Source organism: Caulobacter sp. BE264, assembly GCF_031457805.1.
Classification (GTDB): domain Bacteria; phylum Pseudomonadota; class Alphaproteobacteria; order Caulobacterales; family Caulobacteraceae; genus Caulobacter.
This window is the reverse complement of sequence record NZ_JAVDXI010000003.1, coordinates 215781-239342: the sequence shown is the minus strand read 5'-3', so window position 1 is coordinate 239342 and position 23562 is coordinate 215781. Positions and strand designations below refer to the sequence as shown.

The window sequence follows — 23562 nt, the reverse complement described above, 5'->3', positions numbered from 1 at the left end:
CGCTTTCGTTCATTAAACGTCAAGGTAGAGCAATGGGGCATTTGCGATCATGAAGGTTATCACGCAAGCATCCGCCGGGGCCCTGGCGAGCCTTCTCTTGTTGGGACTCGCGGCCTGCGACAGCGGCGCGTCAGCGGTCAAGGCCCCCACCGGCGGGGACCGAGCTTCGTCCGACGCCGGGGCGGTTTCTGTCGCCGGCGTGGCTACGGAAAGCCGCCGGGATGATCCCCGGGACGCACCGGTCAAGTTGATCGCCGGCAAGCCGTACTGGGCCGCTAACCGCACCCGCTCCGCCGACGAGAACGCCCGACGATCCTTCGAGCGAAACGGGGCCACTTTCTCCGCGAAGTCGGTTGATGACTATGTCTCCAAGGTCCACGCCTTCGTCAGCGATCCGCCCAGAGGCGCTGAGACCTTGAAGCGCGCGAACGGCGACCTCTTGATCTACGATCCGAAGGCCAACGTCTTTGCGGTGGTGTCGCGCGAAGGCGCGCCGCGTACGATGTTCAAACCCGACGAGGGCCTCGCCTATTGGGACGAGCAGAAGGCCCGAGAAGCCCGCCGGGCGTCGGCGTCGAAGGCGCGCAGTCGAGATCAGGCGGAGGGTTAGTCTCGCCTCGCGATCGCTTGTGATCTCTCGGATAGGTTGTGACGGACGTACGGATTATGCCGTACGCCGCGCTTCGCGACTCGAGCGCGATCGGACTGGCGCGGATCCGGATCGCGGAGGGGGCTCCACTATTCGCTCAAGTGCGGCCTCTATGCCGGCCAAGGGGTAGTGATGGAGACCACAGCCTGGGGCGTCATCCTCGCTGACATGGCGGGCCACGTCGCCAACGCGCTCTCCGCCGAGGGGATAGGCCCTCGGGCGGCGCTGTATGACGCGACCATCGGCAGCTTCGATGTTGAGGCGACGATGCCGACGGCCCAGCGAACGGGAGACAAGCCCGCCGGACTGGGCTGAAGGCCTATCGGGCCAGCAGCAGGCCCGTGACGAACGCGGCGCCTGCGGTTGCCGCCCCGACGAGGAACCAGATCAGCGGCCAGGTGTGCGGTCGCTCGACGATCACTCGCGCAGCGGGAGGCGCGTCGGCCAAGCGGGCCAGCGCCATGATGGCGCGCAGAGCTTCCTCAGCGAAATCGCGCGCCTTGGCGGCGGGTGAAAGCTCGCGGCCGATCCAGCGTCGCACCACGGGATCGGCGGCGGCCCACAGATCGTGGGTCGGGTCGATGCGGCGAGCGACGCCTTCGACCGTCACCATGGTCTTCTGCAGCAGGACCAGTTCAGGACGCAGCGCCATATCGAACAGGGCGGTGATCTCGAACAGTTGCGCCAGAAGACGTCCCATCGAGACCTCGCGAGCATTGCGACCGAAGACCGGCTCGCCGACCGCGCGCAAGGCCTGGGCGAAGGCGTCCATGTCCTGGTGCGCGGGTACGTAGCCAGCGTCGAAATGGATCTTGGCCACGCGCGCATAGTCGCGATTGAGAAAGCCGTAGAGGATCTCGGCCAGATAGCGTCGCTCGCCGGGTCCGAGCCTGCCGACAATGCCATAGTCCACGGCGGTGATCGTCGACGGCGCGGCCACGAACAGGTTGCCTTCGTGAAGGTCGGCGTGGAACAGGCCGTGGTCCAGAGCCTGGGCCAGGAAGCCGCGCGTGACGTTCTCGGCCAGGGCCTTACGGTCCAGGCCTGGCAGATCCAGTGCGGCGGGATCGGAGAGGGGCGCGCCTTCCGCCCAGGTCAGGGTCAGGACGCGCTTGCCCACGCCTTCCCAGCAGACGGCCGGGGCGCGCATATAGGGGTCCTTGGCCATGGCCTCGCCCAGCTCGGCGCAACCGGCGGCCTCAAAGCGCAGGTCCATCTCCAGATCGAGCGCACGGATCACGACCTCGACGAACTCGGTCGGACGCAGTCGGCGCGAGGCGGGCGCGAGGGCTTCGGCGAGACGCGCGGCGAGTCGCAAAACCGCGCTATCGCGGGCCACCTGTCGCTCGATGCTGGGGCGCAGAACCTTGACTGCGACCTTGCGGCCATCAATCAGCGTCGCGGGGTGGGCCTGGGCCAGAGAGGCGGCGGCGACGGCTTCGCCGATCTCGGCGAAGATTTCGTCCAGCGGCTTGCCGAGGTTGCGGGCGATCTCGGCCTTGGCGACGTTCAGCGGAAAGGCCGGCAGTCGGTCCTTGAGGCGCGAGAGGTCCTCGGCGAAGGCCGCGCCAAAGATGTCTGCCCGGGTCGACAGGAACTGGCCCATCTTGATTGCGGCGGGCCCCTGCCGCTCCAGCACCGCCGCCAGGCGTTCGCCCGGGCGTCCCTTGCGGGCGGCCGAGCCGGCGAAGAGGCGCAAGACACGCCCCGCCAGCTTGGCGCCGGGGGGGAGCAGCGGCTCCAGTTCACGGGGGATCAGGGCGTCGGCCCGGACCAGGGCCCAGCCCGCCCCGGTCAGGCGCCAGAGGGCTTCGAGCGTCGCCACGATCCTAGATCGCCCATCCCTGGTGCAGGGCCGCGACGCCGCCCGTAAAGTTGGTGAAGGTGACGCGCTTGAAGCCCGCAGCCTCGATCATGGCCGCGAAGGTGCGTTGGTCGGGGAAGCGACGGATGCTTTCGACCAGGTATTGGTAGGCGTCGCGATCCTTGGCCACCCATTCGCCGACCTGCGGGATGACCTTGAAGCTATAGGCGTCATAGGCCTTGGCCAGCGGCTCGGTCACCGGGCGTGAGAATTCCAGGCACAGGAAGCGGCCGCCCGGCTTGAGCACCCGGCGCGCCTCGCGCAGGGCCGCGTCGATATCGGTCACGTTGCGGATGCCGAACGAGATCACATAGGCGTCGGCATAGGCGTCGGGCAGCGGCAGGCGCTGGGCGTCGCCGACGGTCCAGGTGATCTCGGGTTCGCCGCCGCGCTCGATGCCGGCCATGATCATTTCGGCGTTGTAGTCGACGATGTTGATCGTCGCGTCCGGACCGCCCCGGCGTTCCTGCGCCTTGCGGGCCATCTTGGCGAACCGACGGGCCATGTCGCCCGTGCCGCCGGCGCAGTCGATGATCACTTCGCCCGGCTGCGGGTTGAGGCGCGCGGCGACCGCGTCCTTCCACAGCCGGTGGACGCCGCCGCTCATCAGGTCGTTCATGATGTCGTAGTTCTTGGCGACGCGGTCGAAGACCCCGCGCACCAGACCCGCCTTCTGCGAGGCGTCGACATCCTTGAAACCGAAGCTGGCGGAGGTGTTGCTCATGACGTCTTTGGGCCGGACTTTCTATATGTAGGTCCGCTATTAGCCCGCGACACGCGCGCCGTCATCCGCCGAAGGTCCCCTGTGCCTGAATTGCCCGAAGTCGAGACCGTCCGCCGGGGCCTTGAGCCTGTTCTTTCCGGCGCGCGCCTGTCCAGCGTCCGCGCCAACCGGCCCGACCTTCGGTTTCCGCTACCCGACGGCTTTGTGCAGCGACTGACGGGCGCGCGGATTTTGCGGCTGGATCGCCGCGCCAAGTACATCCTGGCTCCGCTCGATCGAGGCGACACCCTGGTGATGCATCTGGGCATGACCGGTCGCTTCGAGATCGCCGCGCCGGAGGGGACCGTCAGGCCCGGCGATTTCGCCCGCGAGGTCACGCCCGAAGACAAGCACGCCCATGTGGTGTTTCAGACCGAGGGCGGGGCGACGGTCACCTACTTCGACCCGCGCCGGTTCGGCTTCATGGACCTGATCCCGACCGACCGCCTCACCCATCACCCGTGGTTCGCAACGATGGGGCCAGAGCCGCTGGGCGAGGGTTTCGACGCAGGCACGCTGGAAAAGGCCTTCGCCAACCGCAAGCAAGGTCCCAAGACCCTACTGCTCGATCAGCGGACGGTCGCGGGTCTGGGCAACATCTATGTCTGTGAAGCCCTGCACCGGTCGGGCATTTCGCCGTTCAAGCCTTCAGGCGGCATCGCCAAAAAGCGGCTCGGGCCACTGACCGTGGCGATCAAGGACGTGCTGGCCGAGGCGGTGGCGGTCGGCGGCTCCACGCTGAAGGACTTCGCCGCCGCCGACGGCGCGCTGGGCTATTTCCAGCACCGGTTCCGCGTCTACGACCGCGAGGGCGAGCCCTGCCCGACGTCGGGCTGCAAGGGCGTGATCGCCCGCGAGGTCCAGGCGGGGCGCTCGACGTTCTATTGCCCCGTCTGTCAACGCTGAGCGTCGACGACGTCAGACTTTGAGGTCGGCCGTGACCGGCGCGTGGTCGCTGGGGCGCTCCCATTCGCGGACATCGTCGTGGACTCGCGAGGAGACCTTGCCGTCGAGGATGGCGGCGTCTCGCAGGCCGGGGCTGGCCAGGATGTGGTCCAGGCGCAGGCCTCGGTTCGACTTGCGGAAGTCGGCGGCGCGGTAGCTCCACCAGGAGAACAGCTTCTCCGGCTCCGGCGTCGCCAGGCGCGGCAGGTCCAGCAGGTCCATCGACTTGATCAGCGCGTCGAAGGCTTCCAGCTCCGGCGGCGTGTGGCTGACCACTTTCAGCATCTGGCGGTGGCTCCAGACGTCGTTCTCGCCAGGCGCGATGTTCAGGTCGCCAGTGACGATCAGCGGATCCTTGGGGTCGCGTCGCTTCAGCGCGGCGGTCAACGTTTCGTAGAAGTCGAGCTTGTGGTCGAACTTCGGATTGGCGAGGCGATCAGGCAGGTCGCCGCCGGCCGGGATGTAGAAGTTCTGGATCTCGACGCCGGCCACCTTGACCGCCACGCAGCGCGCGTGGCCCTCGCGGCAGTTCATCAGGGTCGGAACGTCCTCGATCGGCAGGCGCGAGGCGATAGCCACCCCGTGCCAGCCCTTCTGGCCGGCGATCTTCAGGTGCGGCAGGCCCATGGCCTCGAAGGCTTCCCGCGGGAACTCGCCCTCCTGGCACTTGATCTCCTGCATGCAGAGCACGTCCGGCGCCTGCTCGTCGACGAAGCGGGCGGCCTGCTCGGCGCGGAGACGGACGGAATTGACGTTCCAGGTGGCGATACGGAGGCGCATGGCCGGGCTGTATCGCGGTTTTCCAAAGCCGGAAAGAAAAACGCCCAGACGCATCGAGCATCTGGGCGAAAGTCTAGTCTCTCATGCCGCCGCCGGGAGGGGATAGGATCCGGCACGGTTCGCGAAGAGCGGGTCGGTCGCCCTTCGCCATGCGTGTTAAATATGCCACGTCCTAATTTTTAGTCAAGCGGCAACGCGGTTGATTGTTGCCTGTTGTGAGAATGTCACAAATCGGGGCCCGCTAGGGCTTGCCGACCTTTCGGCGGGGATCTGTCAGCACGAAGAGCTTGGGATCAAGATCGGCGGTCTCGGCGAAGTCGCTCAGGCGGACCCGGATCTGGCCGCCCTTGATGTCAGTCACAGTCCAGCCCATCAGGGCGGTGGGGCCATTGGAAAAGTCGATCGAGATGCGGCCCAGCGCCTGACGCTTGGCGTCCTGCGCCACGATCGTGAAGCCGTCGGCCAGCGGGCGGACATCGGTGATCACCACGCCGCGATCCAGCCGCACTTCGCGCGCCAGCAAGAGGTTCAGCGGCGTCTTGCTGAGCGGATAGCTCTCGTAGGTCTTCAGCCGGTTGTCGAAGATGTTGACGTTATTGCCGTTGCTGACGACCAGCAGGCCCGCCGGAGGGTCATAGGCGAACCGCGCCTTGCCGGGACGCTGCAGATAGAAGGTCCCTTGCGTCTGGGTTCCCCGCTGATCGGTCTGCACGAAGCGACCCTTGGCCGAGGACAGGCCCTGGATATAGGCGGTCGCCTTGTCCAGAAGGGCCTTCTGCTCGGCGCTCAGCTTGGCCGGAACCGGGGCGGTTGAGGTCTGGGCCCATACAGGCGTGATCAGGGCGGGCGAGGCGAGGGCGGCGGCGAGGCCGGCCGCCAGGAGGGTACGGCGTGTCGTCATCTGGACTCCTTAGCCCCTACCTTGGCCGCCGCGAAGGCCGCCGCAAGGCCATTTTCCGGCGGCCCGATGAAGCCGCGTTCAGGTTGGGAGCGTCCGAAACGCCGTAGCCGCATCTGCGGTTGCCTAGAGCGGTGGCGGCGGCGGCGCGAGGATCTCGCGCTTGCCGGCGTGGTTTGCGGCCCCGACGACGCCCTCTTTCTCCATCCGCTCCATCAGCGAGGCCGCGCGGTTGTAGCCAATCTGCAGCCGGCGCTGGATGTAGCTGGTCGAGGCCTTGCGGTCGCGGGTGACCACGGCCACGGCGTGATCGTAGAGATCGTTGGCGCCGCCCTCGCCCGAGAACGCGCCCTCGATGGCCTCTTCCTGCTCCTCGTCGCCGCCGGCGGTGACTTCCTCGAGATACTGCGGGATGCCCTGGTCGCGCAGGAACTTGGCCACGGCCTCCACCTCGCCGTCCGACACGAACGGACCGTGCAGGCGGGTGATACGCCCACCGCCGGCCATGTAGAGCATGTCGCCCTGGCCCAGCAGCTGCTCGGCGCCCTGTTCGCCCAGGATGGTGCGGGCGTCGATCTTCGACGTGACCTGGAAGCTGATCCGGGTCGGGAAGTTGGCCTTGATGGTGCCGGTGATGACGTCCACCGATGGGCGCTGGGTGGCCATGATCAGGTGGATGCCGGCGGCGCGGGCCATCTGGGCCAGGCGCTGCACGGCGCCTTCGATGTCCTTGCCGGCCACCATCATCAGGTCGGCCACCTCGTCGATGACCACGACGAGATAGGGCATCGGCTCGGGGCGGATCTGTTCGGTCTCATAGATCGGACGGCCGGCGTCGTCGAAGCCCGTTTGCACGGTGCGCTCGAAGTGTTCGCCCTTGGCGGCGGCCTCGTTGGCCTTTTCGTTGTAGCCGCCGATGTTGCGCACGCCGATCTTGGACATCCGGCGATAGCGGTCCTCCATCTCGCGGACCGTCCATTTCAGGGCCACGACAGCCTTCTTCGGATCGGTCACGACGGGGGCCAGGAGGTGCGGGATGCCGTCATAGACCGACAGTTCCAGCATCTTGGGATCGACCATGATGAAGCGGCACTTCTCGGGCGGCAGCTTGTACAGGATCGACAGGATCATGGCGTTGACGCCGACCGACTTGCCCGAGCCGGTGGTGCCGGCGATCAGGAGGTGGGGCATCTTGGCCAGGTCGGCGATATAGGGCTCGCCGCCGATGGTCTCACCCAGCGCCATCGGCAGGATCTGGCTGGCCTTCTCGTAGTCGGCGCTGGAGAGCAGGTCGCGCAGATAGACGGTCTCGCGGCGCTGGTTGGGCATTTCGATGCCGATGGCGTTGCGGCCCTGGGCCACGGCGACGCGGCACGAGATCACGCTCATTGAGCGGGCGATGTCGTCGGCCAAAGCCACGACGCGCGCGGTCTTCACGCCCGGCGCAGGCACCAGCTCGTACATGGTGACCACAGGGCCGGGACGGATCTGGTCGATCTGGCCCTTCACGCCGAACTCGGCCAGCACGCTTTCCAGCAGGCGGGCGTTCTGGCGCAACGCGCCGGCGTCCACCTCGGACGAACGCGGCTTAGACTTGGCCAGCATGGCTAGTTCCGGCAGCTGGAAGCCGGCGTCTTCCTCGAAGTCGAACGCCTTCTGCTGCTCGCGCGCCTCGCGGCCGGACTCCTTGGGCGTGCTCTTGGGCTTGGCGATCGCCATCGGCCGGGCGTCCAGCGTGTCCTCGAAGTCGTCCTCGTCGTCCTGGACGGCGGGCGGCGGCGTATAGGCGCGCTGGGCGGGAGCGGCCTGCGGCGCCGCGATCGGGGTCTCGTCGTCTTCGGCCTCCAGAGGCGGAAGGCGGCCGGCGCGCTTCGGGGTGGGCTCAGCCTTCTCGCGCTTGGCGCGGGCCGGCTTGGCGACGGGCGCAGGCTCTGGTTCCGGCTCAGGGCGCGCGCGCGGTTGCAGCGCGTTGCTGACGGCGGCGTGGATCGCGTCGGGATCGACCTCGCGCACGCCGATGGCGAAGCCGAGCGCGGCGATGGCGGCGACGCCGAACAGGATGGCCGAGATGATGGTCGCGCCGGGGATGTGGGCGAAGCTCAAAACCGCCGCCACCATGTGCAGCAGGGAGTCGCCCCAGAAGCCGCCCAGGCCCTTTTCCAGCTGCCAGATGGCCGGCGGCGGCGGCGCGGCCAGCACGGCCGACAGCGCCAAGAGGCCCAGCGCGCCGACCAGCGCCCGCTGGCGCAGGTCCTTGCGCTCGGCGTCCGGGTCGGCCTGGGCCACCCGGGTGACTCCGAACACCAGCATCAACAGCGCGATGCCCCAAGCCGACAGGCCCAGAGACTGCATCAGGATGTCGGAAATCGCCGCGCCGAGGCCCCCCAAAGCGTTGCGGGCCGGCTCGTCCGTGACGGCGTTGAAGCTCGGATCGGTGGCGTTATAGGTGGCGATGGCCAGCAGCAGCACCGCCCCGACGACGGTGACGATCCCGCCCCGGAACCGGGCCGTCCAGGGCTGGACCCAGCCATAACGGATCGCATCCCAAAGGAGCTCCGTCGTGGATCGCCGCGCGGCTCGCGCCATGAAAAGTCTCCGAACTCAACGTCGTATCTCGGGACCGGTGGAACCGGTCGAACCGCCATGTTGTGCCTCAAGACCGTTAAGGGCTGTTTACGACGTCCGTTAGGACGGCGGTCATGACGTCGCGACTTCAAGAAATGCTCCCTTCCCCTCGATGGGGAAGGGCGGGGTGAACAATCCTCCCCATCGCGGGGGAGGTGGTCCGCAGGACCGGAGGGGGAAGTTCTCCTGGCCCGGCCTCTTCCCCCTCCGTCGTCCCTCCGGGCCGACACCTCCCCCGCTGGGGGGGAGGATTTGGGGCGTGCGTCCGCCGCTTCACGCGGCGTGACCGCTGAAGGCTCATGGGGAGGCGACGGAGCGGCCGGGCGAACCCGGAGACCGTGAGTGTGTGTTTGCGTTTCGGTTCGACAGTCCGCTCCGCCAGGTTGTTCTTGCCCGTGAGGATGGGGGGCGTGAGCGTCTTTCAGCTCGGGACCCCAGGAGCCCCCGGACGGGCGCGGACCAACTGGAGCGGCTACATCCGTGTCCAGCCCGACGATCCACGATAGGCGGCTTGTACGATCACCGCCCTGTCGCTCCGCGCTCGCCTCTCTGCGGCCTCTTCCGGGATCCCGGATCTATCCAACGAACAGACCCCGGTCGAAACCGCTTCGAGACCACGCGGCCCCGCTCAACCTAGCCCCGCCGCCGTATTGGGCCGGATCCATACGCCCTCCCCCGCGACGGGGATGGCTATGATTGTGCGGCAGGATTCAGCGCCGGGGACAAGTTGGCGCGTAAAAGTGAGAAGGCGTTGATTTTGCTGGCTTCCACTTCGCCAATTCCGAGCGTTCGCGCCCGCCAATCCCCGTAAACATGTTTATTCACCGAGGCGTTGTTCGCCCGTCGAGCGGGGGGAATTGCTGTTAGCCCGCGTCAGGGGCGCTTTGAACCCTGAGGCGGCATCGCCCGATTCGGACGTTCCGGATGTCGCCCAAGGGTGGAAGTCGGACAGGCCGCAGGCCCCCACCGGACCATGCTTCGCATGGTCGTCCGCCCCCATAGGGGGCAGAAGGTGCGCTTCCTTCTTCCCCCTCCGGGGGAGGAGCGCCGAAGGCGCGGAGGGGGCAAGTATGGTTGATGGCAGATCAAATCCTCCCCCCAGCGGGGGAGGTGTCGGCGAAGCCGACGGAGGGGGAAGAAGCCGGCTCGGCAGCACTTCCCCCTCCGGCCTTCGGCCTCCTCCCCCGCTGGGGGGAGGATTTTCCGAACGTCCGACTGGGGTCGAAAGCCGTCTCAAACATCGCCGCTGAAAGCGGACCTGCCCGCGCCCTAAGCCGCCTCGAACGCCAGCGGGGCGCCCCAGAAGCTCTGGACCAGGCCGTTTTGCGGGCCCGGCGTTCCGGTGGTCAGGAACACGCGGCTTGCGCCCGTCCCCGGATCATACTCGGGATGCCGTTCCAGATAGAGCGCCAGACCCTCGGCGGTGGCCGCCGGCTGCTGGATCAGCGGGGTGCCCGCCGGCAGGGCGGCGCGGAAGACGTCGGCGATGATCTCGTAGTGGGTGCAGCCCAGCACGACGCGGTCGGGATAGCGGCCGATACGGGTCTTCAGCGCCTGGACGTGGCCTTCGACCGCCTTGGCGATCTCGACGACGCTGGCGTCGCCCTCGATCAGCGGGACCAGTTCCGGGCAGGCCTCCGAAAAGACGGCCAGGTCCTGCTTGCGCTTGTCGATCTCGATCTCATAGACGCGCGAGCGCACCGTGGCCTGGGTGGCGAAGACGCCCAGGATGTCCAGAGCCTGGACCTTTTCGCCGCGACGCTCGGCCTCGTGCTCCCAGGGCAGGCCTGTGGCCTTCTCGATGGTGGGCACGATGATGCCGAGGATGTTGACCGGACGGCCCACTTCCTTGCGATAGCCGGGCAGCCAGGTCTGCTGCAGGCGGCGCAGGGCGATGGCCGAGGCGGTGTTGCAGGCCAAAACGACCAGACTGGCGCCGCGCTCGAACAGGCGCACGCAGCCGGCCTTGGTCAGCTCGACGATGTCCTCGCCGGTCCGCACGCCGTAGGGCGCGTTGGCCTGGTCGGCCAGATAGGTGAAGTCCGCCTGGGGCAGACGCTGCACGAGGGCGCGGTGGACCGAGAGGCCGCCCACGCCAGAGTCAAAGACGCCGATCATGGCGCCAAGCTGTAGCCGCCAAACCTCGGCCCGTCCACGGAGGGCGGGGTGAAGAAAGAAGGTTACGCGGCTGTCATGTGACAGGCCGGCCGCCCATATCCTAGGTTCGGGACTAACACTTCCACCGGAGATCCTCCGTGCAACGTCGTACCTTTCTCGCCTCGGCCGCTGTCACCGGCGCCATGGCCGTCCTCCATCCCAGCATGACCCTCGCGGAGACCATGAATCCCCTGACCCAGAAGTGGGCCGGACCCTTCGGCGGCGTGCCCGCTTTCGACAAGGTGAAGGTCGCCGACTTCAAGCCGGCGCTCGAGGCGGCCATGGCCAAGAACCTGGCCGAGATCGACGCGATCACCGCCAACAAGGCCGCGCCGACCTTCGAAAACACCATCGCGGCGCTGGAAGACGCCGGCCGGATGCTGAACGACGTTCAGACCTATTACGGGATCTGGGGCTCGAACATGAGCACGGCCGAGTTCCAGAAGGTCGAGGAGGTGATGGATCCGGCGCTGTCGGCCCACTACGATAAGATCAACCAGAACGCCGCGCTCTTCGCCCGCATCCAGGCTGTCTATGACTCGCCGGACAAGGCCAAGCTGACGCCCGAACAGCAGCGCGTGCTGTGGATCTACTACACCAACTTCGTGCGCTCAGGCGCCAAGCTCTCGCCCGAGGCCAAGGCCCGGGTCGGCGCGATTAACACCGAGCTGGCGGGCCTCTACACCAAGTTCAGCCAGAACCTCTTGGCCGACGAGAACACCTGGATCGAGCTCTCCGACGCCGATCTCGTCGGTCTGCCCGAGGGGCTCAAGGCCGCCGCCGCCTCGAACGCCGCGACGCGCAAGCTCCCGGGCAAGCATGTGATCGTCAACACCCGCTCCAGCGTTGATCCGTTCCTCACCGAGTCGCCAGTGCGCAGCGCGCGCGAGAAGGTCTGGCGCGCTTTCGTCAATCGCGGCGACAACGGCGGGGCGACCGACAACAACGCCATCATCCGCAAGATCCTGAAGCTGCGCGTCGAGCGGGCCAAGCTCCTGGGCTACAAGACCCACGCCCACTGGCGCCTCGAGAACGCCATGGCCAAGACGCCGGAAAACGCTATGGCGCTGATGGAGGCGGTCTGGAGGCCGGCCATCGCCCAGGTGGCGATCGACGTCGCCGACATGCAGGCGATCATTGATAAAGAGGGCGGCGGCTTCAAGCTCGAGCCCTGGGACTACCGCTTCTACGCCGAGAAGGTGCGCAAGGCGAAGTACGACCTCGATATGAACGAGGTGAAGCCGTACCTGCAGCTGGACAAGCTGCGCGAGGGCATGTTCTGGGCCTCGGGCCAGCTTTACGGCTTCGAGTTCAAGAAGCTGTCGGGCATTCCCGTCTTCCACGAGGACGTGACGGTCTACGAGGTGACCCGCGGCGGCAAGCATGTGGGCCTGTGGTACTTCGACCCCTACGCCCGCCCCGGCAAGCGCTCGGGCGCGTGGATGAACGCCTACCGCACGCAGGAGCGGTTCAAGGGCGAGATCACCACGATCGTCTCGAACAACTCCAACTTCATCAAGGGCAAGCCCGGCGAGCCGGTGCTGATCTCGTGGGACGACGCCACGACTCTGTTCCACGAGTTCGGCCACGCGATCCACGGCCTCAACGCCAATGCGACCTATCCGTCGGTGTCGGGCACGGCCGTGGCGCGCGACTATGTCGAGTTCCCGAGCCAACTGAACGAGCACTGGCTGTCGACGCCGCAGGTGCTGAACCAGTTCGCCCTGCACTATCAGACCGGCAAGCCGATCCCGGCCGAGCTGGTCAAGAAGATCGAGGCGGCCGGGAAGTTCGGCCAGGGCTTCGGCACCACCGAGTATCTGGCCAGCGCCCTGATCGACATGAAGCTGCACCTGGCCGGCGACGTGGACATCGATCCGGATGCGTTCGAGCGCGATGAGCTGGCCAAGCTGAACATGCCCAAGGAGATCGTCATGCGGCACCGCACGCCGCAGTTCGGTCACGTGTTCTCGGGCGACGGCTATTCGGCCGGCTACTACAGCTACCTGTGGTCCGACACCCTGACCGCCGACGCCGCCGAGGCTTTCCAGGAGGCGCCGGGCGGGTTCTACGACAAGGCCGTCGCCAAGCGCCTCTACGAGGACATCATGTCGGCGGGCAACACGATCGATCCGGTCGAGCAGTTCCGCGCCTTCCGAGGCCGTGACGTGAAGATCGGCGCCCTGATGCGCAAGCGCGGCTTCCCGGTTCCGCCAGGGGCTTGAGCGACACGCTAAAAGTTGGAACGCCGCGACAGCCTTTCGGCCGTCGCGGCGTTTCTGTAAGCGCCCTCGCCGCGACGACCGTACCTTCTCGCCCGACGGAGCACACGCTAGAGGACTCGGGGGCTAAAGGAGTATCGATGATCGCGCTTAAGCACCTGCCGCTGGCCTTGGCTCTGGTCGTCTCCGCCCCCGCCGTCGCCCAGACGACGCCCGCGCCGACCGTCGCGTTGGGCCAGGCCCCCGCGCCGGACGAAAGCGCCGTCGTCGCCGAGCTGACGATCATGGCCAAGCCGCCGGGGCCGGCGGTGTGGCTGGTCGAGAAGGACGGGGCCAAGCTCTACATCCTGGGGTCCGCCCCGCCGCTGCCACATCAGTTGAAATGGAACAGCCCCCGCCTGAACAAGGCGCTGGACAAGGCCAGCCTCGTTCTGGTTCCGCCCGAGGCGGCCGTCGGCGTCACCCAGATGGCGGGCTTCATCCTCAGGTTTGGGGCCGGTCTGCGCCAGCCGCTGGGCAAGTCGCTGGAGGACCAGCTGCCGCCGGACCTGAAGGCGCGGTTCGTCGAGTCCCGCACCCAGGCGCGAAAGGGCGCCGGCGAATACAGGAACTGGAAGCCGGCGGTGGCCGGGTTCCTGCTGCTGTCGGACTTCCGTCAGGCCGCCGGTCTCTCCGAGGCCAAGCCGGTCAGCACGATCGAGCGCATGGCCAAGGCGCGGAAGCTGAAGGTCAAGGCCGTGGGGCAGTACCGGATGAGCGCGGTCACCGCCATCGCGGGCAAGCTCTCGCCCGAGGACCAGCTCTATTGCCTGCGCGTGGCCCTGGACGAGGTGGCCTATGACGGCGCCCATTCCACCACGATCGGGCGGGATTGGGCCGAGGGCGACCTGGCCTCGGTGCGCGCGCGTTACCGCGCCAGCGCCGCCCAGCGGTGCCTGACCCATGTTCCAGGCGGCGCGGCCCTGCTGGAGAAGGGCCTCGTCCAGACAACCGAGGCGATGACCGAGGCGCTCAAGCGGCCGGGGGTCACGGTGGCGGTGGTGGATCTGGGCTTCCTGCTCCCGGCGGACGGGGTTCTGGATCGGCTCAAGGCCCGAGGCGCGACGATCACCTCGCCCGTCGAATAGCGTGGCGTGTTGACGCCCGAACCTTGCGCCGACCAAGCTGGTGTCGGGAGGATAAGCACATGAAGACAATGATCGGTGTGGCCGCGTTGGCGCTGCTGGTCGCTGGCGGCGCGCGGGCCGAGGTGACGGACGCTCAGCCGTTCGGATTCCAGGTGCGCCATCAGGCGTCGATCGCCGCGCCCGCTGCTACGGTCTGGGCGGCGCTGGTCCAGCCGTCGAAGTGGTGGTCGTCGGCCCATACCTGGTCGGGTTCGGCGGCCAACCTGTCCCTGGGCGCGGCCTCGGGCGGCTGCTTCTGCGAGCGTTTGCCGAACGGCGGCTCTGTCCTGCACATGACCACCGTCCACGCTGCGCCGAGCCAGAAGCTGGTGCTGAGCGGGGGGCTTGGTCCGTTGCAGTCGTCGGGGGCGAGCGGCGCCATGACCATCATCCTGACGGAAAAGGACGGCGCGACGACCGTGACGGTCACCTATGACGTCGGCGGCTATTTCAAAGGCGGTCTCGATAAGCTGTCCGCGCCCGTCGACATGGTGCTGGGCCAGCAGGTCCAGGGGCTCAAGGCCGCCGTCGAGGCGCGCTAGAGCCTTTTTCGAGCGAAGTGGTTCCGGTTCGCGTGAAGAAAAACGCGCCAAAACATAAGATTAGAGCTCACGGCCTGACGCAGTCAGGTCGTGAAATGCTCTAGGCGCGCCGTCTCAAGATCAAAAGAAACGCCCGCGAACCTCTCGGTCGCGGGCGTTTTGCTTGTCATGAAGTCGCGAAGGCTTAGGCGCTCGCGGCCACGCCCTCGTCGCTGGCGCCCAGGAGGGCCATCTGCAGGCGCGAGCGGTCGCGGCGGGCGGCTTCCAGAGCCCCTTCGGCCAGGGCGGCCTCGGAGGTCAGGCGCTCGATGGTCGCCTGCAGTTCGGCGACCTTGGCCTCGTGATCGCGGCGGGCCTGGTCCTGCGCTTCCTGCATCGCATCGAGACGGGCGCGCAGCTGCTGGGCGCGCTCCTCGGCGCGCTTGAGCGCCTTTTCCTGGGCGACGGCGCTCTTGGCCAGCTGGTCGGCGCGCTCGATGGCCGTGGCGCGGGCGGTGTCGACGCCGGCGTGACGCTGGCGCAGGCCGTCGGCCTCTTCTTCCAGGGCGCGGATCCGGTCGAGGGCGCGTTCCAGGGCGACATTGAGGTCGCCGGCGCGGCGCTCCACCGCCTTTTGCTGGGCGCTGGAGTCGGCGAGGCGGGCCGAAATCTGGCCGTTCATCTCTTCCAGCTTGTCGGCGCGACCGGTCGCGGTCTCCAGGCGGGTCTGCAGGGCCGAGATCTCGGCGCGGTTGGCCTCGACCTGGCTTTCCAGGCCGCGGATCGTGCGGCCGCTGTCGGCCTGGTGAGCGGCCAGGGCGTTCTCGACGGCCTGCACACGCGCGCGTTCGGCGGCGAGCTGGGCCTCGAGGTCGGTTTCGATGCGCGACAGGCGGGCCAGGTCCAGGCCGGCCTGGTCGACGCGCTTCTTCAGCGTCGCGGCTTCCTCGCCCAGCAGGGCGTTGTCTTGGTTGGCGCGGGCCAGAGCGGCCTCGGCGTCGCCGCGACGGGCGTCGATGTCCTGGGCCTGGATCCGCAGGCCCTCGACGTCTTGCACCAGGTGCTCGATGCGGGCGGTGGCGTCGCGCAGCGAAGCGTCGAGGCTGGAGACCTTGAGGTCCGACTGCAGCAGGGCGTTGCGCAGGCGGTCGATCTCGAGGGCGTTGTCCTCGAGAGCCGCGTCCTGGGTCTGGCGTCGGGCTTCGGACTCGCCGAGCGCGGTTTCGGCGGCGGCGAGGCGGGCGGACACTTCGCGCTCCTCGGCCTGGATCAGGGCGATCTGGCGCTGGGCCTGGTCGAGATTGGCGCGGACGGCGATCAGTTCGGCGTGCTCGGCGCGGCGGGCCTCGAACTCCTGGCTGACGGGGCCGCGGATTTCGGCGATCAGCGGCTCGATCGCCTTCAGGTGCTCCATGACCCGGCCGATGCTGTCGAGACCGCCGTGAATGGTCTCGTAGCGTTGACCGATGGCCTGGGTGGACTCGATCTGGTGCTGCATGGTCTCGGATCGGGCTTCATCGCCCAGAACGGTCGGCTTGCCGTTCTTCGTGTCGCGCGCGTTCTTCGACAGCAGTCTCATTCGGCCCACCTTCGCCCCATGCGAGTCCTCGGCGTCCTGAACGGGACGGCTCGGCGGACGCCGCGAATCTGTTACCCAGAGGTTAACAACTTAGTTTACGGACAAGATGAATGTCGAGGGGCCGACGCCGCGACCGGGCGTCGCGGCGCGGCTCAAGCGTCCGAATTCTGGGGACGAAGCGCCGCCTCAGCCGCGAGCGTTCGTGAGACCGCCGACACAACCGCCGCGATACGCAGCGCCGCCTGCACCTGACCGGGCTGGACGTCCCGCCGACGAAGCGCCGCTTCGTGGCTGTCGAGGCATGCGCCGCAGCCGTTGATCGCCGACACCGCGACGCAGAACAGGTCGTAGGCCACGACCCCCGCCCCAGCGTGGTCGAGCGGGTTCAGGCGAAGCCGGGAGGGCAAGGCCTGATACTCGGGCGCCGCCATCAGGTGCAGCGCGCGGAAATAGATATTGGTCATCGCCATCATAGCAGCGGCCTTGCGGGCGGCGAGGTTTCCCTCGGCCGTCAGGCCCGCAGCCGTGGCCGCCGCGTCGATCGCCTGAAGCGTCTGCGGTTCGCCGACGGCGCAGGCGCTGGCCAGCAGGCATCCCCAGCGCATCTCCGGATCCAGCGCGGGATCTTCGACCAGCAGGGCGAGGTTGGTCCCCAGGTCGCGGGCGTACTCGGGCAGGCGGGCGCGCAGGGCCTCGATCGACACGTGATGCTCCATCGCCCCACATCAAACATATGGAGCGTGAAGCCGAAGCCGGTTCACGGTTTCGGTTTCACGCTCTTGGGGGGAGATAGCATCGGGCGGCGCGTTCGTCCCGGTCCGAACCGCGAGAGGGGAAGCGGTCGGACCGGGAGGCGCCGGCATCCGGGTCGGGGTGGGGAGACATCACCGGACGTTTCGACACGCAGACCCTAGCCCTGTGCATGGGCCCTGATCCAATCGATAGTTTTTTGAAAGTGAATAGATCTGGCCTATATGTGACGCCATGCTTCTACCCACGCTTCGCCAACTCCAGTACTTGAAGCTTCTGTCCGAGCACGGCTCGTTCAGTCGCGCCGCCGAGAACGCGCATGTCACCCAGCCGACGCTGTCTGCGGGCATCCAGGAGCTGGAGAAGATCCTGGGCGCGCCGGTCGTCGACCGTGCGCGATCCGGCGTGATCCTGACCGCCGCCGGCCAGGAGGCCGTGCGACGGGCGGAGGACATCCTGGCCCGCGCTGAGGATCTGGTGCAGGCCGCGCGTGGCGCGGGCCAGCCGCTGGCCGGACGGTTCCGGCTGGGCGTGATCCCGACCGTGGCGCCCTATCTTCTGCCGCGCGCGTTGCCCGTTCTGCGTGACCGCTTCCCCAAGCTGAAGCTGTTCCTGCGCGAGGACCTGACCCATCGCCTGATCAGCGCGCTCAAGACCGGGGCGCTGGACGCGGCGCTGATCGCTCTGCCGTACGATATGAGCGGTCTGGACTGGGCCCATGTCGAGGACGATGAGCTGCTGGCCGCCGCGCCGGCCAATCATCCGATGGCGGCCTCGACCCAGGTGGATCCTGACAGCCTGGCCGGCGAGGACCTGATCCTGCTGGAGGACGGACACTGCCTGCGCGACCACGCGCTGGCGGCCTGCGGTCTGGAGCCGCCCCGCGGCGTCGGCGAGGAGGAGACCTTCGCGGCCACGTCCCTGCCGACCCTGGTGCAGATGATCGGCTCAGGTCTGGGGGTCTCGTTCCTGCCAAAGATGGCGGTGCAGGCGGGCCTGACCGACAAGGCGGCTGTCACGGTCCGTCCCCTGGCGACCGAGCACCCCAGCCGCGAGATCGTCGTGGCCTGGCGGGCGGGCTCGAGCCGGGGCGTTGAGGGCCGGCTGTTGGCGGACACCCTGCGACAGGCGGTCTGACGTCGCTTTTAGTGTGCGTGCGAGATCGGGCCCTCGGCTCGGCCTTCCACGAACTGGCGCACATAGGGGTTGTCGGTGGTGGCGAGCTCCGCGGCCGGACCGCGCCATATGATCTTGCCGCCGTGCAGCATGGCGATCTCGTCGCCGATCGTCTGGGCCGAGGCGAGGTCGTGGGTGATCGACACGGCCGTCGAGCCCAGGCGACGCACTTGATCGGAGATAAGCTGGTTGATCGCCGCCGCCGTGATGGGATCAAGGCCAGTGGTCGGCTCGTCGAAGAACAGGATTTCGGGCTGGGCGACGACGGCTCGGGCGAGGCCGGCGCGCTTCTGCATCCCGCCCGAGAGCTCGGATGGAAAACGGTTGGCGACATCGGCCGACAGGCGCACCTGCTCCAGCGCGTCGATCGCCCGTTCGCGGGCTTGGCGGCGCGGAACGCCGTCGGCGTTGATCAGGCGGAACGCGACGTTCTCCCAGATGGTGAGGCTGTCGAACAACGCCGCGCCCTGGAACAGCACCCCGACGCGCGAGAAGAGCTTACGGCGCTGATTTTCCGACAGGCCGACCACGTTCTTGCCGTCCAGCTCGATCGCCCCGGCTTCGGGTCGCAGCAAGCCGAGCGCAGTCTTGATGGTGACCGATTTGCCCTGGCCGGACCCGCCGATGATCACCAGCGAGCGGCCTTGCGCGACGGACAGGTCAAGCTGGTCGAGAACCTTGCGGTCCCCGAACTGCTTGGTGACGCCCTTCCAGGCGAGTTTCGGAACCGGGCTCGTCATGACATGTGCGTGAAAAGGGTGGTCAGAAGATAGTCCGAGGCGAAGATCAGGATCGCCGAGGAGACCACCGCGTGGGTCGTGGCCCGTCCGACGCCACGTGCGCCGCCCGAGGCGTTGTAGCCGTGATAGCAGCCCATCAGGGCGACGATGAAGCCGAACACGGCGGCCTTGATCAGGCCAGAGACGATGTCCCAGCTCTCAAGAAAGTTGATCGTGTTGCGGACATAGACCGTCGGATTGAACTCCAGCACCCGCGTGGCGACCAGCCAGCCGCCGGCGATGCCGATGATGTCGGCCACGGCGGTCAGCAGGGGCAGGGTCAGCACCGCCGCCAGCAGGCGCGGCGCGACGAGGTAGCGGAAGGGGTCGGTCGACAGGGTGCGCATGGCGTCGATCTGCTCGGTCGCCCGCATGGCCCCGATCTCGGCGGCGATCGCGGCTGAGACGCGACCGGCCAGCATCAGGGCGGCGAGCACGGGGCCAAGCTCCCGCGTGATGCCCAGCGCCACGATCTGCGGCATGACCTGCTCGGCGTTAAAGCGGCCGCCGCCGGTGAAGATATTCAGCGCCAGGGCTGCGCCGGTGAACACGGCGGTGAGGCCCACGACCGGCAGCGAGAAGAAGCCGATCGCCACGATCTGCCGCCGAAGTTGGCTGAGGAACCAGACCGGCGTCAGGGCGGCGATGACGCCCCGCACGGCGAAGACGCCGACCGCGCCGACCATGCGCACGGCGGCCAAGGTCGAGCGGCCCAGCGCCTGGACGGGATGGGTGGCGACCCGCTTGGCCGCCTCGGCCGCGGTCATGTCAGTAGCTCTCGGCCGGTTGGGTGGCTGGATTGGCCGCCTCGGGCGCCGACGTGGCCGCAGCGCCGCCTTGCGGCCGGATCACCGAGCCGATCAGGCCGAACAGGTCGACCGCGCCCTGGGTGTTCTCGATCTCGCCGCCCGGCTTCAGGTCTTCGAGCGCGCCACCGGGCGCGATGGCGACGTGAGCGCCGCCCAAGAGGCCGTCGCTGGTGATCTTGGCGGTGGAGTCGGCCGGCAACTTGACGGTCGGGTCGATGCTCAGCTTGGCCACCGCCAGATAGGTCTTGGGCTCGAGCGTGATCTCCGCGACGGTCCCGACCTTCACGCCGGCCACCGTGACAGCGGCCCCCGGCGCCAGCGAACCGGCCTCGCCGAACTTGGCGCTGATTTCATAGTCGCCGCGCTTCATGTGAACGCCGCCGACGGTCAGCGAATAGGTCAGGAACCCGCCCGCCAAGGCGAGAACGACGACCCCCATGGCCGTCTCGGCCCACTGTTCGCGCAATGCCATATGCCGTTGTCCTTCCAGTTCGGGTCCCGTCTAGCGACGACCCGAGTCGCCCTTCTGAAGCTGGTTGGTCAGCACGTCGATGTTGCCGCCCGCGTTATCGATCGTCGACACGAAGTCCTGTTGCTGCGTGATCGCCAACCAGATTCCCTTGAACTGCACATCGACGACCTTCCAGGTCCCGCCGTTGTTGAGGACGCGCCACGAGACGGGCACGGGCTGGCTCAGCTGGCCTCCGGCGACCACGGTGTTCACGATCACGTCGCCCGGTTTGCGCACCACCGAGCCGGTCACCTTCAACTGCTCGCCCCGATAGTCATCGATGCGGCTCTGGTAAACGTTCTCGGCGTAGGCCCGGAAGACCGGCGTGAAGCGTGCGCGCTGTTCCGGCGTGATGGTGCGCGCGTACTTTCCCAGCACGAAGTTGGTGATACGCGGCACGTCGGCCAGCTCATCCACCGCCTGGCGGAAGACCTGCTTTTTCTGGGCCTCGCTCATGCTCTTGTTGGCCAGCACGCTGATCACGCGCTGGGCTTTGGTCTGCACGAAGGCTTCGGCTGCGGGATCGCGCGCGCCGCTTTGGGCCAGGGCTGGACTGGCGATCGACAGCGTCGCGGCGCCGACGAAAGCCAAAAGCGCGGCGTTGGCGCCGCGCCGGGTGAGAGGGTTGTTTTGCATGGCGATACCGGGGGAGGTCATGGATTGGGCGCCGCCGAAGTCGGTTCGGGGGGCGGCGCGTCGAAGTCGGGAAGCGCCTCGGTCTCGCCGGTGGCTTCGCGGACGAAGGCCTCCCGGTACTGGGCGTAGGCGGATCGGGTGGTCACATAGGGGTCGGCCGCGTCTTTCAACGCCTCGTAGGCCGAGTCCGTCGTGGCGCGCAGGTCGACCACGGTGACCGCTGTGCGCGCTTTGCCGAAGTCGGTGTCGAAACCGCCGACGAACAGCGAGACCGGGTCGGTCGCGATGTCGAGCGCGCGGCCGACGCCGTCACGAACGTTCAACGGGCCCATCAGCGGCACATAGATATAGGCGCCGGGGCCTGCGCCCCAGCGACCGAAGGTCTGGCCGAAATCAGCGCCGCGCGGCGGCAGGCCGATCTTGGCGGCGACGTCAAAGAGCCCCAGGACGCCGACGGTGGAATTGACCACGAAACGAGTGCTTGAGCGCACGGCGCGGCGCGGCTTGCCCTGGAGAACCTGGTTCATCACCGTGTTCGGCTCGCCCAGATTGTAGATGGCCGAGCTGACTCGATCCCGCACGACGCGGGGCGTCACCGCCATGTAGCCGTGCGTGACCGGGGCCAGCAGGGCCCGATCCAGGCCCATGCCCAGCTTGAACGACGCGCGGTTGAGGCTCTCGAACGGGTCGTTGGCGGCGGGGCCCGCCGAAACCGGCGCCGGGGCGTCGGCCTGCGCAAGTGCGTTCGACGCCAGGGCCATTAGCCCGAGGGCCGCCATCGCGCCAACGGCGACGCGACGTCCGAGACCTTGTGGCCGCGCGCTTTGGGACGGGTCGCGCAAGCGGATGCTCCTGCTTCTCATAGGCGCCATGTATTCACGACGCCCTCCGTATCAAGATTAGGGCCGACTCTTTCGGTTACGCTTGAACGCCTGAGCGCAAATCGCCCGGTCGGCGTCGACTCAGTCGCGCGCGCCGCGAACCCTAGGGTGTGGTCGACTCATCGGCGCACTGGAAGCCCCCGGAACGCGGGGGGCGCGGTTTGTCGTCAAGCGTGGCGCCGGCGCCGCGTCGGACAACGCGCGACATTATTCAGATATATCGAAATGCGCTCTTGACGATGCCCAGCTTCGATATATCTATCATTTCGATATAACGAAATAGGATCTTAGATATGTTTGGACGACATCATTCGCATCGCGGAGCGTGGGGCGGCCATGGGGGTCAGCACCACGGCCGCCATCCCTTTGGCTTCCATGGCCACCATCACGGCCCGCGTGGACGCGGCGGACGCATGGGCCGCTTCTTTGAACACGGCGACCTGCGCTTCGTGGTGCTCAAGCTGATCGCCGACAAGCCGAGCCACGGCTACGAACTGATCAAGGCCATCGAGACGGCGGCGGGCGGCGCCTACACGCCCAGCCCGGGCGTGGTCTATCCGACCCTGACCCTGCTTGAGGAGCTGGGCTATGTGGTCGCCAGCGAGGCCGGCGGCGGCAAGAAGCTCTACACGATCACGCCCGAGGGCGAGGCGTTCCTGGCCGACAACGCCCAGCCGGTGCGATCGCTCTTTGAACGCATGGCCGAGGCCGCCTCGACCAGCGCGGCCTTCTCGCCGCAGATCCTGCGGGCGCGCGAGAACCTGAAGACGGCGCTGCGGCTCAAGCTGCATGGCGGCCAGCTGACGGCTGAGCAGATCGCCGGGATCGCCAAGGCGCTGGACGACGCCGCGGCCGCTATCGAGGCTGTCTGAGGAGCCCGCGACGATGGAAAGCCACGCTCGCGTCGCCACCGAAAAGGCGGCCCGCTACATGATCCAGCTGGCCAAGCACTGGAGCCACAAGTTCGACGTTCGCTACGACGACACCTCGGCGGATTTTCCCCTGCCGCTTGGCCTCTGTCGCATGACCGCCCACGGGGATGGCCTCGATATCACCGTGGAGGCCGCTGATGAGGCGGGTCTCGCTAGGCTGGAAGACGTGGTGGCCAAGCACCTGGACCGCTTCGCCTTCCGCGAGGGCGAGCTGAAATACGGGTGGACGCGGGCCTAGTTCGAGACCAGCGCGTCGTCCGCGCGCCAGAGACGGACGCTGTTCGTCATCTCAGGTTCATCCGAGCTTGGCTTTAACGGCCGCGAGCTTTCCGAGGATGACCATGAAGACCCTGATGACCGCCCCTCTGTTGCTGGTGCTGGCGCTGGCGCTGGCGGTCGCGACCGGCGCGGCGGCGGCGCCTCAAGCGCGGGTCCGTGACGTGGTGATCCACGCGGGGTGGACCTGGGGCCTTGGTCCCAGCAAGACCTTCACCTCGACCCTGACAGAAGAAGTCAATGCGGGACTGGAAGTCTGCGCTGCGGGCCAGGATCTTCGCCTGGATCTCAAGATCGAGCGATTGAACATCCGTCAGCTCGGCGACATCGGCCTGAACCGTCCGAACCGCCTGGTCGCCCAGGTCAAGGTGCGGCAGGCCAGGGACAAGGCGCTGATAGATCTGCAGCGTATCGACGTGACCACGCCGGATGAGGGACTTGTGGCGGCGGTTCGCGATCCGGAGATCATCCTGGCCGAAGCGACCCGTGACGCAATCTGCGAAGCCTTCTTCGCCAAGCCGGCGACGTTGGCCGCGCCCTAGAGCCTTTAGCCCGAAATCGGAATCGATTTCGGGCGTTAAAAAAGGCTCGAAATCAGATACTTAGAGCGTGAGGCCGAAACCGGTTCCCACTTTCGGCCTCA

22 protein-coding genes and 4 pseudogenes are annotated in these 23562 nt (G+C 67.5%); 11 read left to right on the top strand and 15 right to left on the bottom strand.

What is annotated here, in order from left to right:
- The first annotated feature begins 49 nt into the window (after nucleotides 1-49).
- The gene (locus tag J2X45_RS09430; RefSeq protein ID WP_310214010.1) at nucleotides 50-610 is read left to right on the top strand and encodes a hypothetical protein; all 561 of its coding nucleotides are present in this window, start codon (nucleotides 50-52) and stop codon (nucleotides 608-610) included.
- Nucleotides 611-781: 171 nt separating this feature from the next.
- On the top strand, nucleotides 782-964 hold the full coding sequence (locus J2X45_RS09425; protein WP_310214009.1) for a DUF5076 domain-containing protein: 183 nt from the start codon (nucleotides 782-784) through the stop codon (nucleotides 962-964).
- Between the two features lie 4 nt (nucleotides 965-968).
- On the opposite strand, the gene ubiB is transcribed toward J2X45_RS09425, so the two are convergent.
- Nucleotides 969-2474 (bottom strand): 2-polyprenylphenol 6-hydroxylase, encoded by a 1506-nt coding sequence (gene ubiB / locus J2X45_RS09420; RefSeq protein ID WP_310214008.1) that lies wholly within the window; start codon nucleotides 2472-2474, stop codon nucleotides 969-971.
- A 4-nt stretch (nucleotides 2475-2478) separates the two neighbouring features.
- Nucleotides 2479-3237 (bottom strand): class I SAM-dependent methyltransferase, encoded by a 759-nt coding sequence (locus J2X45_RS09415; protein ID WP_310214006.1) that lies wholly within the window; start codon nucleotides 3235-3237, stop codon nucleotides 2479-2481.
- An 81-nt stretch (nucleotides 3238-3318) separates the two neighbouring features.
- On the opposite strand from J2X45_RS09415, the gene mutM reads away from it, so the two are divergent.
- Complete coding sequence (mutM, locus tag J2X45_RS09410) at nucleotides 3319-4182, top strand: bifunctional DNA-formamidopyrimidine glycosylase/DNA-(apurinic or apyrimidinic site) lyase (protein ID WP_310214004.1); 864 nt, start codon at nucleotides 3319-3321, stop codon at nucleotides 4180-4182.
- Between the two features lie 12 nt (nucleotides 4183-4194).
- Here the strand turns inward: mutM and xth are convergent, their stop codons facing one another.
- The 3 genes and pseudogenes from xth to J2X45_RS09395 form a co-directional block, all read right to left on the bottom strand.
- Nucleotides 4195-5001 (bottom strand): exodeoxyribonuclease III, encoded by an 807-nt coding sequence (gene xth / locus J2X45_RS09405; RefSeq protein WP_310214002.1) that lies wholly within the window; start codon nucleotides 4999-5001, stop codon nucleotides 4195-4197.
- A gap of 241 nt (nucleotides 5002-5242) precedes the next feature.
- Complete coding sequence (locus tag J2X45_RS09400; RefSeq protein WP_310214000.1) at nucleotides 5243-5902, bottom strand: outer membrane lipoprotein carrier protein LolA; 660 nt, start codon at nucleotides 5900-5902, stop codon at nucleotides 5243-5245.
- A 123-nt stretch (nucleotides 5903-6025) separates the two neighbouring features.
- Nucleotides 6026-8504, bottom strand: a pseudogene (locus J2X45_RS09395) (DNA translocase FtsK 4TM domain-containing protein).
- A gap of 140 nt (nucleotides 8505-8644) precedes the next feature.
- On the opposite strand from J2X45_RS09395, the pseudogene J2X45_RS09390 reads away from it, so the two are divergent.
- Nucleotides 8645-8769 (top strand): annotated as a pseudogene (locus J2X45_RS09390) (peptidase); the annotation flags it as partial.
- 330 nt (nucleotides 8770-9099) lie between these two features.
- On the opposite strand, the pseudogene J2X45_RS09385 reads toward J2X45_RS09390, so the two are convergent.
- From J2X45_RS09385 to murI, 3 genes and pseudogenes are all read right to left on the bottom strand, one after another.
- A pseudogene (locus J2X45_RS09385) lies at nucleotides 9100-9341 on the bottom strand (hypothetical protein); the annotation flags it as partial.
- A 271-nt stretch (nucleotides 9342-9612) separates the two neighbouring features.
- Nucleotides 9613-9759, bottom strand: a pseudogene (locus J2X45_RS09380) (hypothetical protein); the annotation flags it as partial.
- Nucleotides 9760-9793: 34 nt separating this feature from the next.
- On the bottom strand, nucleotides 9794-10642 hold the full coding sequence (murI, locus tag J2X45_RS09375; RefSeq protein WP_310213997.1) for a glutamate racemase: 849 nt from the start codon (nucleotides 10640-10642) through the stop codon (nucleotides 9794-9796).
- Nucleotides 10643-10779: 137 nt separating this feature from the next.
- On the opposite strand from murI, the gene J2X45_RS09370 reads away from it, so the two are divergent.
- The 3 genes from J2X45_RS09370 (at nucleotide 10780) to J2X45_RS09360 (ending at nucleotide 14611) form a co-directional block, all read left to right on the top strand.
- Complete coding sequence (locus J2X45_RS09370) at nucleotides 10780-12906, top strand: M3 family metallopeptidase (protein ID WP_310213995.1); 2127 nt, start codon at nucleotides 10780-10782, stop codon at nucleotides 12904-12906.
- A gap of 137 nt (nucleotides 12907-13043) precedes the next feature.
- Complete coding sequence (locus tag J2X45_RS09365) at nucleotides 13044-14030, top strand: TraB/GumN family protein (RefSeq protein WP_310213993.1); 987 nt, start codon at nucleotides 13044-13046, stop codon at nucleotides 14028-14030.
- A gap of 59 nt (nucleotides 14031-14089) precedes the next feature.
- Complete coding sequence (locus tag J2X45_RS09360; protein WP_310213992.1) at nucleotides 14090-14611, top strand: SRPBCC family protein; 522 nt, start codon at nucleotides 14090-14092, stop codon at nucleotides 14609-14611.
- 184 nt (nucleotides 14612-14795) lie between these two features.
- Here J2X45_RS09360 and creS read toward each other — a convergent pair whose 3' ends face one another.
- Nucleotides 14796-16169: a crescentin gene (gene creS, locus J2X45_RS09355; RefSeq protein WP_310213990.1), complete on the bottom strand. Its 1374-nt coding sequence runs from the start codon at nucleotides 16167-16169 to the stop codon at nucleotides 14796-14798.
- Nucleotides 16170-16321: 152 nt separating this feature from the next.
- On the bottom strand, nucleotides 16322-16873 hold the full coding sequence (locus J2X45_RS09350; protein WP_310213988.1) for a carboxymuconolactone decarboxylase family protein: 552 nt from the start codon (nucleotides 16871-16873) through the stop codon (nucleotides 16322-16324).
- A gap of 280 nt (nucleotides 16874-17153) precedes the next feature.
- Between J2X45_RS09350 and J2X45_RS09345 the strand changes: the two genes are divergently transcribed.
- Nucleotides 17154-18056: a hydrogen peroxide-inducible genes activator gene (locus tag J2X45_RS09345; protein WP_310213986.1), complete on the top strand. Its 903-nt coding sequence runs from the start codon at nucleotides 17154-17156 to the stop codon at nucleotides 18054-18056.
- Between the two features lie 8 nt (nucleotides 18057-18064).
- Here the strand turns inward: J2X45_RS09345 and J2X45_RS09340 are convergent, their stop codons facing one another.
- Genes J2X45_RS09340 through J2X45_RS09320 form a run of 5 tightly spaced genes read right to left on the bottom strand, consistent with a single transcriptional unit; the run spans nucleotide 18065 to nucleotide 21702 of the window.
- Nucleotides 18065-18835, bottom strand: coding sequence for an ABC transporter ATP-binding protein (locus J2X45_RS09340; protein WP_310213984.1), 771 nt, complete (start codon nucleotides 18833-18835; stop codon nucleotides 18065-18067).
- Nucleotides 18832-19641, bottom strand: coding sequence for an ABC transporter permease (locus tag J2X45_RS09335; RefSeq protein ID WP_310213983.1), 810 nt, complete (start codon nucleotides 19639-19641; stop codon nucleotides 18832-18834). The genes J2X45_RS09340 and J2X45_RS09335 overlap by 4 nt, the downstream gene beginning before the upstream one ends.
- Before the next feature lies 1 nt (nucleotide 19642).
- Nucleotides 19643-20155, bottom strand: a complete 513-nt coding sequence (gene mlaD, locus J2X45_RS09330) for an outer membrane lipid asymmetry maintenance protein MlaD (RefSeq protein ID WP_310213982.1) — start codon at nucleotides 20153-20155, stop codon at nucleotides 19643-19645.
- A gap of 30 nt (nucleotides 20156-20185) precedes the next feature.
- On the bottom strand, nucleotides 20186-20851 hold the full coding sequence (locus J2X45_RS09325) for a phospholipid-binding protein MlaC (protein ID WP_310213981.1): 666 nt from the start codon (nucleotides 20849-20851) through the stop codon (nucleotides 20186-20188).
- Nucleotides 20848-21702, bottom strand: a complete 855-nt coding sequence (locus J2X45_RS09320; protein WP_310213980.1) for an MlaA family lipoprotein — start codon at nucleotides 21700-21702, stop codon at nucleotides 20848-20850. Before J2X45_RS09320 ends, J2X45_RS09325 begins: the two co-directional genes overlap by 4 nt.
- Nucleotides 21703-22004: 302 nt before the next feature.
- On the opposite strand from J2X45_RS09320, the gene J2X45_RS09315 reads away from it, so the two are divergent.
- The 3 genes from J2X45_RS09315 (at nucleotide 22005) to J2X45_RS09305 (ending at nucleotide 23461) form a co-directional block, all read left to right on the top strand.
- Nucleotides 22005-22583 (top strand): PadR family transcriptional regulator, encoded by a 579-nt coding sequence (locus J2X45_RS09315; protein ID WP_310213978.1) that lies wholly within the window; start codon nucleotides 22005-22007, stop codon nucleotides 22581-22583.
- A gap of 13 nt (nucleotides 22584-22596) precedes the next feature.
- Entirely contained in the window at nucleotides 22597-22881 is a 285-nt protein-coding gene (locus J2X45_RS09310; protein ID WP_310213976.1) for a DUF2218 domain-containing protein, read from the top strand.
- A 115-nt stretch (nucleotides 22882-22996) separates the two neighbouring features.
- Nucleotides 22997-23461, top strand: a complete 465-nt coding sequence (locus J2X45_RS09305; RefSeq protein WP_310213974.1) for a hypothetical protein — start codon at nucleotides 22997-22999, stop codon at nucleotides 23459-23461.
- Nucleotides 23462-23562 lie beyond the last annotated feature (101 nt).